10 protein-coding genes are annotated in these 10,306 nt (G+C 74.3%); 6 read left to right on the top strand and 4 right to left on the bottom strand.

Annotated features, from left to right (window positions below; translation table 11 throughout):
- Nucleotides 1-538 precede the first annotated feature (538 nt).
- Both AB0C22_RS06815 and AB0C22_RS06820 read left to right on the top strand, forming a co-directional pair.
- Nucleotides 539-1,153 carry a class I SAM-dependent methyltransferase gene (locus tag AB0C22_RS06815; RefSeq protein WP_091239114.1) on the top strand — a complete coding sequence of 205 codons (615 nt, stop codon included), beginning with the start codon at nucleotides 539-541 and terminating at the stop codon, nucleotides 1,151-1,153.
- A 150-nt stretch (nucleotides 1,154-1,303) separates the two neighbouring features.
- Nucleotides 1,304-1,909, top strand: a complete 606-nt coding sequence (locus AB0C22_RS06820; RefSeq protein ID WP_219460876.1) for a class I SAM-dependent methyltransferase — start codon at nucleotides 1,304-1,306, stop codon at nucleotides 1,907-1,909.
- Nucleotides 1,910-1,933: 24 nt separating this feature from the next.
- On the opposite strand, the gene eccB is transcribed toward AB0C22_RS06820, so the two are convergent.
- Nucleotides 1,934-3,319 (bottom strand): type VII secretion protein EccB, encoded by a 1,386-nt coding sequence (gene eccB, locus AB0C22_RS06825; RefSeq protein ID WP_357533898.1) that lies wholly within the window; start codon nucleotides 3,317-3,319, stop codon nucleotides 1,934-1,936.
- Nucleotides 3,320-3,513: 194 nt separating this feature from the next.
- Here eccB and AB0C22_RS06830 point away from each other — a divergent pair, with 194 nt between their 5' ends.
- Together AB0C22_RS06830 and AB0C22_RS06835 are read left to right on the top strand one after the other, a co-directional pair.
- Complete coding sequence (locus tag AB0C22_RS06830; RefSeq protein WP_357533900.1) at nucleotides 3,514-4,227, top strand: spermidine synthase; 714 nt, start codon at nucleotides 3,514-3,516, stop codon at nucleotides 4,225-4,227.
- A gap of 204 nt (nucleotides 4,228-4,431) precedes the next feature.
- Nucleotides 4,432-4,611 carry a hypothetical protein gene (locus AB0C22_RS06835; protein ID WP_208566388.1) on the top strand — a complete coding sequence of 60 codons (180 nt, stop codon included), beginning with the start codon at nucleotides 4,432-4,434 and terminating at the stop codon, nucleotides 4,609-4,611.
- Nucleotides 4,612-4,819: 208 nt separating this feature from the next.
- Here the strand turns inward: AB0C22_RS06835 and AB0C22_RS06840 are convergent, their stop codons facing one another.
- On the bottom strand, nucleotides 4,820-5,140 hold the full coding sequence (locus AB0C22_RS06840; RefSeq protein WP_208566389.1) for a multidrug efflux SMR transporter: 321 nt from the start codon (nucleotides 5,138-5,140) through the stop codon (nucleotides 4,820-4,822).
- 277 nt (nucleotides 5,141-5,417) lie between these two features.
- Here AB0C22_RS06840 and AB0C22_RS06845 point away from each other — a divergent pair, with 277 nt between their 5' ends.
- On the top strand, nucleotides 5,418-6,434 hold the full coding sequence (locus AB0C22_RS06845; RefSeq protein WP_357533902.1) for a hypothetical protein: 1,017 nt from the start codon (nucleotides 5,418-5,420) through the stop codon (nucleotides 6,432-6,434).
- A 211-nt stretch (nucleotides 6,435-6,645) separates the two neighbouring features.
- Here the strand turns inward: AB0C22_RS06845 and AB0C22_RS06850 are convergent, their stop codons facing one another.
- Together AB0C22_RS06850 and AB0C22_RS06855 are read right to left on the bottom strand one after the other, a co-directional pair.
- Nucleotides 6,646-7,791: an acyl-CoA desaturase gene (locus tag AB0C22_RS06850; protein WP_357533904.1), complete on the bottom strand. Its 1,146-nt coding sequence runs from the start codon at nucleotides 7,789-7,791 to the stop codon at nucleotides 6,646-6,648.
- Nucleotides 7,792-7,805: 14 nt separating this feature from the next.
- Complete coding sequence (locus AB0C22_RS06855) at nucleotides 7,806-8,897, bottom strand: ferredoxin reductase (RefSeq protein ID WP_357533906.1); 1,092 nt, start codon at nucleotides 8,895-8,897, stop codon at nucleotides 7,806-7,808.
- An 83-nt stretch (nucleotides 8,898-8,980) separates the two neighbouring features.
- Here AB0C22_RS06855 and AB0C22_RS06860 point away from each other — a divergent pair, with 83 nt between their 5' ends.
- On the top strand, nucleotides 8,981-10,267 hold the full coding sequence (locus tag AB0C22_RS06860) for a helix-turn-helix domain-containing protein (RefSeq protein ID WP_357533908.1): 1,287 nt from the start codon (nucleotides 8,981-8,983) through the stop codon (nucleotides 10,265-10,267).
- Nucleotides 10,268-10,306: the final 39 nt, after the last annotated feature.

Raw genomic sequence — 10,306 nt, forward strand, 5'->3', positions numbered from 1 at the left:
TAGGGCTCGATGCGGCCGAGAAAAGATCATCGATCGGAGTCGGACCGAAGGGCCCACCGGCACCTGAAGATCGGACGGCGAAATTCGGCCGATCATCCCCCTAGCGCGAAAAGGAGTTTCAGCCTAAGCGCCTACCGGCAAGTAAATTTGCGGCAAAAGCCCCTGCAAACCGGCGATTTTCCACCGTGGACGGCACCTTAACGGCAGGTCAGGCGGGTTTCCACGACCGCCCGGCCCACGCCATCCTAGGGTCGACGGGCTGGACGGTCCCGCCCGACCGACGCCGTTCGCGCCGCCCGTCGCCCGACCCCGCCGGCCCGGAGCAGGGGCGGCGCACACCCAGGGTGAGGCCCCACGCCACCGAGCGTCACCTGGTAAGACCCGGTGCCAAACCGCCGCTCACGGGGGCTGACGATGGCCGCCCGGGTCCGTAGCATCTGTCGGGGTGCCCGCGTCGGGGTGGGCATCCGACGGCCGGCCGGGTGCCTCCGCACGCGCGCCGGGTGGCGACGTTGCGCGACGGGCAGAGAGGCCGGCGATGAGTCGAGCAGAGCAGGACACCGCGGCGGGCACCGAGGGCGAGGACTACACCCAACGGCTGCAGCGTCTCGGTGGCGCGCGCTGGAAGCAGGTGCTCGACGTGCAGGCGCCCTACCGGTGGAACCTCCAGCGGCTCGAGCTGGGGCGTACCCTCGACGTCGGCTGCGGCCTCGGTCGCAACCTGGCCAACCTGGGTGAGGGCGCGGTCGGGGTGGACCACAACCCGACGTCGGTGGCGCACGCCCGGGCCGCCGGCCTGGAGGCGTACACGATCGAGGAGTTCCACCAGTCCCCGCACGCCCGGCCCGGCGCGTTCGACGCGCTGCTCGCCGCCCACCTGCTGGAGCACCTGCCCGCCGAGGCGGCCCTGGAGGTCATCTCCGGCTACCTGCCGTTCCTGCGGTCCGGCGGCACCGCCGTCTTCATCACCCCCCAGGAGCGGGGGTACGCCAGCGACGCGACCCATGTCCGGTTCGTCGGCTTCGACGAGGCGGCGCAGGCGGCCCGCGATCTCGGCATGACGGTGGTCAAGCAGTACTCCTTCCCGTTCCCCCGGTCGATGGGCAAGGTCTTCACCTACAACGAGTTCGTCACGGTGGCCCAGCTGCCCTGAGCCGCGTCACCCGCAGGTGACGGGCCAGCGGCAGGCGGACGCCGCGCGGCTCCTGCGGGCCTGCGACCGGGGGCCGCCGGTGTCGCGGGCCGGGACCCGAGCTGTCCGTGCCCGCCGCGTGGCACCCGGCAGGCCGGTTACCGTGGCGACATGACCAACCCGACCCGGTGGGCGACCGAGACCGGCCCCGAACACTCGCAGTGGTACATCGACCGGTTCCGGCGGCTCGCCGCCGAGGGTGCCGACCTGGCGGGTGAGGCCCGCCTGGTCGACGCGGTGGTGGCCCCCCGTTCGCGGATCCTCGACGCCGGCTGCGGCACCGGCCGGGTCGGTGCCGCCCTCGCCGCGCGGGGGCACCGGGTGGTCGGGGTCGACGCCGATCCCACCCTGATCGAGGCGGCCCGCGCCGACCACCCCGGGCCCCGCTGGCTGGTCGCCGACCTCACCGAGTTGGATCTCGCCGGCTCCGGCGAGGGGGAGCCCTTCGACGCCGCCGTGGTCGCCGGCAACGTGATGGCCTTCGTCGCCGCCGGCACCGAACCGACAGTGCTGACCCGGATCGCCGCCCACCTGCGCCCCGACGGGGTGGTGCTCGTCGGTTTCGGTCTCGACCGGGGTTACCGGCTCGACCACTTCGACGCCGACGTGGCCGCCGCCGGCCTCCGCCTCGACCAGCGCTTCGCCACCTGGGACCTGCGCCCCTGGCGGGACGACGCCGACTTCGCGGTCAGCCTGCTGCGCCGCCCGACCGGCTGAACCGCCCGGGGTGGGCGGAATCGGTCAGGACGGGGCGGCGACGGCCCGGGCGGCGGCCGGGTCGAGAGGGCTGCCGGCGGGGACCAGGCTGACCAGGCCGGCGGGGAGCCGGACCGGGGTGACCCCCTGGTAGCCGAGCATCCCGAGCACCTCACCGTCGGCGAGCACGTAGCGGCGGCCCAGGTCGGTGACCACGGAGACCGCACCGCCGTCCGCACCCGGCGCGGCCACCGACTCGACCACCGCGCCCCGGCCCGGCTCGACCAGCACCTGGTCCACGCGCACCCCGCCCGAGCCGTCGGCGGTGCGGGCGGCGGCCGAGAGGTCCGGCACGGTCGCGCCGACCCTGATGTCGCGGACCACGCCGTCGACGCCGACCCGGGCACAGAGCGCGCCGTCGTCCACGCCGGCCAGGCGCGGCGGGGCCGGAGGCGGCGCGGCCGGGCCCGCGGGCACCAGATCCGGCAGCTTGGGCAGCGCGGCGAACCGACCCAGGCTGACCGGGGCCGGTTCGTCCTGGCCGGTGCGGGCCATCAGCAGGGCGGCCTGGAGTTCGGTGATGCCGGCCAGGCCGGCCCGCTCGGCGACCGCGTACTGTCGGCCACCGCCGGAGTTGCGGACCAGGTAGACGTCCCCGATCGTCGCTCCGGCGACCTCGGCGGAGGGCTCGCCGAGACCGGCCACCGGGGGCGGGGCCAGGTCGACGCCCGCCGGCAGGGCGTTGAGCAACGCCGGGGCGGCCGGAACCGCGCGCTCCCGGGTGGCGGCCAGCGCCGCGAGCACCCGGGCGGTGTCGCGCAGCAGGTACCGGCGTTGGTGCCAGATCAGGTGCAGGCCGCCGTCCGGGTGCCGGACCAGGACCGCCTCCTCGGTGAGCCGCCGCCCGCCGGTCGCCTCCCGGCCGATCAGCAGGGCCGACCGGGAGGTCGCCCGACCCGCCTCCGTCGGCTCCAGCGAACACACCGTCCACGGGGCGGTGGAGAGCCGACCGGGGGCGGGCAGTGAATCCGGCGCGTCGGCGATGCCCAGTGGCAGGCCGCGCGGCACCCCCTCGATGGACCGACGCGACACCAGCACGGTGCGGGACCGGTCCGCCCCGACGATCAGCAGCGCCGACGCGTAGTTGAGCACCGGGTGCAACCTGCCGTCGCGGTAGACGAACCGGGCCCCGGACTCCTTTTCCACGACCACCGCCCCGGTGTCGCGCCAGGCCGACCCGCCACCGGCGAACAGACCGTAGAGGGCGAAGCCGCCCAGCCCGATCGCCGCGACCAGGACACTGGCCAACCCGGTGCCGGCCAACCGGCGAAACGGCGACCGCGCCGGGTCGGTCTCCCGCATGACCAGGGCGGCGACGGCCCGCTGCACGGTGAACTGGTAGGAGTGGAGCTGGTCCTGCCGCGACGGCATGGCGTCCCTTCCGCGAGTCCTCGGCGGACAGGATATGCGCTGTGTCGATGTCCCGTTGACCCTCCGTCGCCGACCGGCGGGGGCCGGGAGCCGGCCGGGGCGGACCCCGGCCGGCGGGCGTGCGCGAGCCGACACCGGTCCGAACCGGTCGCCCCGGTAGCATCCCGGCACGACGACGGTGGAAGGGTGGCCGGGTGGGCGTGCGATTCGAGGAACTGGCCTGGCGGGAGACCCCGATCGGCGCCATCAGCCTGCGCCGACGGCGCGACCCCGCACTCGACGTCGACGTGTACGAGGTCAAGCTCGACGACGAGTACCTGATGTCCAGCCTCTTTCCGGTGGCCGAGATCGAACTGGCCCGGCTGGGCCTGGCCCCGCTGGCCGACGAGCCGCTCGACGTGGTCGTCGGCGGCCTCGGCCTCGGCTACACCGCGCGTACCGCCCTGGAGGACGCCCGGGTGCGCTCGGTGCTGGTGGTGGAGACGATCGAGGACGTCATCGACTGGCACCGCCGCCAACTGCTCCCCTTCGCCGCCGGCCTCGCCCCGGACCCGCGGACCCGGTTCGTCCGGGCCGACTTCTTCGCCACCGTCGCCGCCGGCGTCGGCTTCGACCCGGACCAGCCCGGCCGCCGCTTCCACGCGGTGCTGCTCGACGTCGACCACTCCCCCCGCAACGTGCTGCACCCCAGCCACGCCGCCTTCTACACCCGCGACGGCCTCCGCCGGCTGGCCGACCTGCTGCTGCCCGAGGGGGTGTTCGCGCTCTGGTCGGACGACCCGCCGGACGACGCGTTCGGCCGGGTCCTCGCCGAGGTGTTCCCCACCTGGCAGGCGCACGTCGTCCCGTTCGCCAACCCGCTGACCGGCGGGGAGTCCGCCAACACCGTCTACGTCGCCCGGCGCTGAGCCTGCGGCGACCCGCCCGACGCCCGTCCCACCGCTGCGGCCGGCCCAGGGGCACCGGCCGCTCGGGCCCGGTCCGGCACCGGCCACGCCGGCCCACCGGGAGGTGGCGCACCGCCCACGGGGCACGCGACGCGACGCCGGTCGAGGCGTACGGCGGCGGCAAACGGGAATGCCGCCCGGTCAGTGCTGTCAGAGGAGGTGGACATGCGGGCCATGCTCTTCGTCGTCGGTGTCGTCGGCGGCGCGCTCATCCTGCTCGGGCTGCTCCTGGAGGCGGTCCGCTGGCTGGCGATCATCGGTCTCGTCGCGCTGCTGGTGGTGATCGTGCTGGCGTTCCTGCGGGGACGGCAGGCGGTGCACCGGCACTCCGCAGGCCGCCGCTAGCCGACGCCGGTAACCACGCACGGACCCGGGTCCCGCCGTGCGGGCCCGGGTCCCGCCGCCTCCCCGGTGGCGTCGCACCGGCCACCGCGCCCACCGGCCACCGCGCCCACCGGGCGGCACCGGGAGGTGCCGACCCGGGCGATCCGGTGCCCACCCGCACGCACCCCGCCAGCGGCCCCGGCTGCGGGCCGGGGGCGAGGCGGCTGGCTCAGTGCGCCCCGCCGAGGTTGAGTACCACCACTCCCCCGATGATCAGGCCCACCCCGATCACCTTCGACGCGCTCAACGGCTCGCCGAGGAAGGCCGCGCCGATCGCGACGATCGCCGCGGTGCCCAGCCCCGACCACATCGCGTACGCCACCCCGACCGGGATGTCCCGGACGGCCAGCGCGAGCATCCCGAAGGCCAGCAGGTAGGCGACGGCCAGCCCCACCGTGGGCCAGAGCCGGGTGAACCCCTGCGTCGCCTTGAGCAGGCTGGTGCCGCCCACCTCGGCGCTGATCGCGATCAGCAGGAACACGTAGGCCATCTCAATCCCTCCGCTGCGTACCCCCATGATCGCGCACCGCCCCGGACGGCCCGGCGGGGTCTGACGCGGGACGGCCCGGCGGGGCCGGTCGCGTATCGGACACCGCGTAACCCGGCCCCGACCCCGACCGTCATACAGTCAGCACCGTCGTCTGGTCCGCCCGGTCGACACACCGGGACGGGCCGGTACGCCGGACCCACCCGCGCCGGTCGCGCCGGGTCCGGCCGACGTGGCGGGCCGGGCGGGTGCCGGGACCACCACGTCCGAAGGAGCCACCATGATCGGTCAACGAGCATTCGCCGGGGCTGCGGTCGGCCTGCTCACCGCGGCACTGGGCCTGCCCGGGACGGCGGCTGCCGACCCACGCCGGGACAGCCTGCGGTACTGCGCGCTGCATCCGCTGCCGCTGCCGGCGGGGGTGACGCACGGCGAGGCCCAGGCGGTGGACCCGACGGGCCGGTTCGTCGCCGGCATCGGCACCCGGATCACCGACGGGGTGTGGGAGCAGGTCCTGCTGATCTGGCAGGGCAACCGGGTCACCGCCGTGGACACCCCGCTGGCCGGAGAGGTCACCGGGATCAACCCGGCCGGCGTGGTGATCGGCAACGGGTCCATGTCCGCGACGTACCGCCCCTGGCGTTACCAGGACGGCCTGCTCACCGAACTACCCGTCCCGGGGACCGTCTCGAACGTCTGGGCCGAGGGGATCAACGCACGCGGCGACATCGTGGGACACGGCTCGGTGGAGGCCACCGAGACCCAGCTCCCGCTGCGGTGGCCGGCTGACCGGCCGGACGCGGTCGAGACTGTCGCGCCGCTGACCGACGGGATCGCCAACGCGGTCCTGGACGACGGCAGCGTCGTCGGCACCTCAGTCGGGCCGTCCGGACCGCCGAGCTACGCGGGCTGGGTACGTCGCCCCGACGGCGGCATCCGCTGGCTCAGCGTGCCCGGCAAACCCCGCGCCTGGGCGAGCGCGGGCCGGGGTGACTGGGCCGCCGGTGGGGTGGACGACACCCCGGAGGAGGGCGACGGGACCCCCCAGCGGTGGAACCTGCGCACCGGGGCGGCGACGCCGGTCCATCCGGCGGTGGGGTGGCGGATCTACGGTGTGACGGCCAGCGGTGTGGTGCTCGGCGAGTCGGCGGTGGGGCACGGTGACCGGGTGACGCCGCTGCCCGGGGTGACCAACAAGATCCGCTTTGTCCGGGCGGGCGCGATCGCGGACAACGGCATGGTGGTCGGCTGGACCGTGGGTGACCGGCTCACCCCGGTGCGCTGGACCGGCTGCTGACGGGCCGGGCGGCGGGGCTGGCCGGGCGGCGGGGCTGGCCGGGGCGTGGGCCGGGCCGACGGGGACGACTGACGGTCCGCCCGGCCCGGCCGGCGCCGGCTCGGACCCGCCCGGTGGGGCTCCACAGGCCGCGTTCGAGACCACCTGCACCGGTGCCGGCAGGCGGCCACGGTGTACACCGTGGCCGCCGTCGGGCCGCCGCCTGCGGGGGTCAGACCCCGGAGGTGGCGAGGGCGCGGGCCGGGCGCTCGTCGGTGGTCGGCCGGGCCGCCCCACGGTTGGGCAGGGACAGCCGGATGACCTTCCACCAGGCGGAGGCGACCTGTTTGGGCAGCGAGCCGGTGGTGTAGGACAGCCCGTACCTGTCGAACAGCGCCCGCACCTGCGGGGCGATCTCCTGGTAGCGCTTGCTGGGCAGGTCGGGGAAGAGGTGGTGCTCGATCTGGAAGGACAGGTTGCCGGTCATGACGTGCATCAGCCGGCTGCCGCTGATGTTGGCCGAGCCGAGCATCTGCCGCAGGTACCACTCACCCCGGGTCTCCCCCTCGATCGAGGTCTTGGAGAACGTCTCCACCCCGTTGGGGAAGTGCCCGCACATGATCACGGAGTGGCTCCACAGGTTGCGGATCAGGTTCGCGGTGAAGGTGGCGGCCAGGGTGCTGAGGAAGGACGGGCCGGACAGCAGCGGATGGATGACGTAGTCCTTGAGCACCTGGCGGCGGATCTTGCGGCCGACCCCGCGCAGCCGGGCCCGGAACTCGGGGGTCTTGTGCCGGCCCTTGCGCAGGTTGCGGCCCAGCTCCAGGTCGTACGCGGCGATGCCGTATTCGAAGAAGCAGGCGTTGAGGAAGTTCCACAGCGGCTGGCCGAGGTGCATCGGGTACCACTTCTGGTCCTCGTCGACCCGCATGATGCCGTACCCGAGGTCGTTGTCCTTGCCCAGCACGTTGGTGTACGTGTGGTGCAGCTGGTTGTGCGAGTGCTTCCACTGCTCGGCCGGGGAGACGTGGTCCCACTCCCAGGTGGTGGAGTGGATCTTCGGGTCGCGCATGAAGTCGTACTGGCCGTGCAGGATGTTGTGGCCGATCTCCATGTTCTCAAGGATCTTGGCCACCGCCAGGCCGGCGGTGCCGACCACCCAGGCCGGCGGGAAGAGCGAGAAGAGCAGCACCGCGCGGCTGCTCATCTCCAGCGTCCGCTGCGTCTTGATCACCTTGCGGATGTAGGCGGCGTCGCTCTCGCCGCGCTCGGCGAGCACCCGGTCCCGGATGGCGTCGAGCTCCTTGCCGAGGATCTCGATGTCCTCGGCACTCAGGTGGGCGATCGGGTTGACGGGCTTGTGCTGGATGACGGTCACGTCCGGCCTCCTGGTCAGAGATCGATGTCGCAGGTACCGGCCGCCGCCGACACGCAGGTCTGAATGAGCACACCGTCGCCGGGCAGGGCGGTGGTGAGGGTCCCGTCGCGCAGGTCGCGCACCGCGCCCTGGCGCAGCGGCAGCACGCAGCCGTAGCAGATGCCCATCCGGCAACCGGACGGCATCAGCGCCCCGGCTGCCTCACCGGCGTCGAGGATGGGGGTGCCGCCGTCCGCGGCGACGGTGAGGCCGGCCCGGGTGAAGGTGACGGTGCCGCCCTCACCGGGGGCGATGACCGTCGGCCGGAACCGCTCGGTGTGCAGCCGGTCGGCGACGCCGGCCGCCGCCCAGTGCTCCTGCACCGCGTCGAGCATCCCGACCGGGCCGCACGCCCAGGTCTGCCGGTCGAGGTGGTCGGGCACCAGGTCGGCCAGCTCGTCGACGCCGAGCAGGCCGTCCCGGTCGGTGTACCGCTCGACCAGCCGGATACCGCCCTGGGCGGCCAGCGCACGCAGTTGCCCGCCGAACACGACGTCGTCCGGGGTCGGCGCGGAGTGCACCACCACCACGTCGGCCCGGGTGGGCACGCCGGAACGCAGCATGCCCATCACCGGGGTGATGCCGCTGCCGGCGGTGAGGAAGAGCACCCGGGCCGGGATCGGGTCGGGCAGGACGAAGTCGCCCGTCGCCTGGTCGAGCTGGACGATGGTGCCCACCCGGGTCCGGTGGACCAGGTGGTTGCTGACCCGGCCGTCGGGGATGGCCTTGACGGTGACGCTGATCAGGCCGTCGGGACGGTCCGGGGCGGAGGTCACCGAGTAGGCCCGCCACTGTCGCACCCCGTCGACGTCGACGCCGAGGCGGACGTACTGGCCGGGGAGGTGGCCACGCCAGTCGCGGCCGGGTTGGATGGTGAGGGTCGCCGCGTCCCGGGTCTCCGGGTCGACGGCGACGATCCGCCCGCGCAGGGCGGCCCCGGCGCGCAGCGGCGCGACCAGGTCGAGGTAGTCCGCCGGCAGCAGCGGGGTGGTGACCGTCTCGGCCAACCGCAGGAGCCGGTCCCGGACGGACGTCTTCGCCGGGGGATGCGGGACGGTGGTGGTCATGACCCCAGAGTGCTCGCTATTCCGCATAACATCTTGACCAAGGAAGGTGAATCCGATGCGGTAACTTGTGCGGAGGGAACAACATGCCGGAATCAGGGGCAGCCGGTCAGCTCGGCGGTCGACTGGAGCTCGACGCCCAGGTGGCCGAGCGGTTACGCGGCCGGCTGCCGATGGTCGCCGCACACACCGTCACCACCATCACCGCCGAGGTGTCCGCCTACTCCGGCACCCTCACCGGCCAGATGCGCGAGAAGATCGAAAACGCGGTACGGGTGGCGTTGGGCACATTCCTCCAGCTCATCGAGCGGGCCGGGACGGCCGACCCGAGCACCCCGCTGAGCCGGGCGCTGGAGGCCGCGTACGCGCTGGGCGCCGGGGAGGCGCGGGCCGGCCGGAGCATGGACGCGCTGCTGGCCGCGTACCGGGTGGGGGCCCGGGTGGCCTGGCGGGAGGTCTCCACCACCACCGTGCGCAGCGGGTTGTCCGCCGAGACGGTCGCCGAGTTCGCCGAGCTGATGTTCGCCTACATCGACGAACTCTCCGCCGCCAGTGTCGCCGGCCACTCCGACGAGTTGGCCAACGTCGGCCGGGCCCGGCGGCGCGACCTGGACCGGCTCACCCAGCACCTGCTCGCCGGTGATCCGGAGGAGGTACTACGGCGCAGCGCCGAACGGGCCGAGTGGTCCCCGCCGCAGACCCTGACCGTGGTGGTGCTGCCCCGCAGCAGCCTGCGCGGGGTGCTCGCGGTGCTGCCCCCGCACACCCTGGAGAGCGGCGAGGACCTGCCCGGGGCGCAGCGGGCCGAGGAGGAGGCGCTGCTGCTCGTACCCGACATGCACGGCAGCCGGCGTCGGCAGCTCGGCACGGTGCTGCACGGGCACCGCGCGGTGCTCGGGCCGGCCCGCCCCTGGGTCGCGGTGGCCCGGTCGTACCAGCGGGTGTTGAAGGCGCTCGTGCTCGGTGTGCCGCGACCGGCGGACGGCACCGCGCTGGACACCGAGCAGCACCTCGCCCGGTTGGTGCTGCACACCGACCCGGAGGCGCTGGCCGACCTGCGCGCCCAGGTGCTCGCGCCGTTGGCCGACCTCTCCCCGGCGACCGCCGCGCGGCTGGCCGAGACGATGCGCTCCTGGCTGCTGCACCAGGGCCGCCGCGACGACGTCGCCGCCGACCTGTTCGTGCACCCGCAGACGGTCCGCTACCGGATGGGTCGGCTGCGCGAGCTGTACGGCGACCGGCTGAACGAGCCCGGCACGGTGCTCGACCTGACGGTGGCGCTGGCGTTCCCGCCCGCCGAGGGCGACGGCGGGCCCGCCGAGCACCCACCGGCCACCGCGCCTCCGCCTTCGTCCGAGGCCCGGCGGCCGTGAGGCGGGACGCCGCGACCGCGCTCCACTACGGACCGTCCG

This window comes from Micromonospora sp. NPDC048894 (assembly GCF_040649765.1).
GTDB lineage: Bacteria > Actinomycetota > Actinomycetes > Mycobacteriales > Micromonosporaceae > Micromonospora > Micromonospora antibiotica.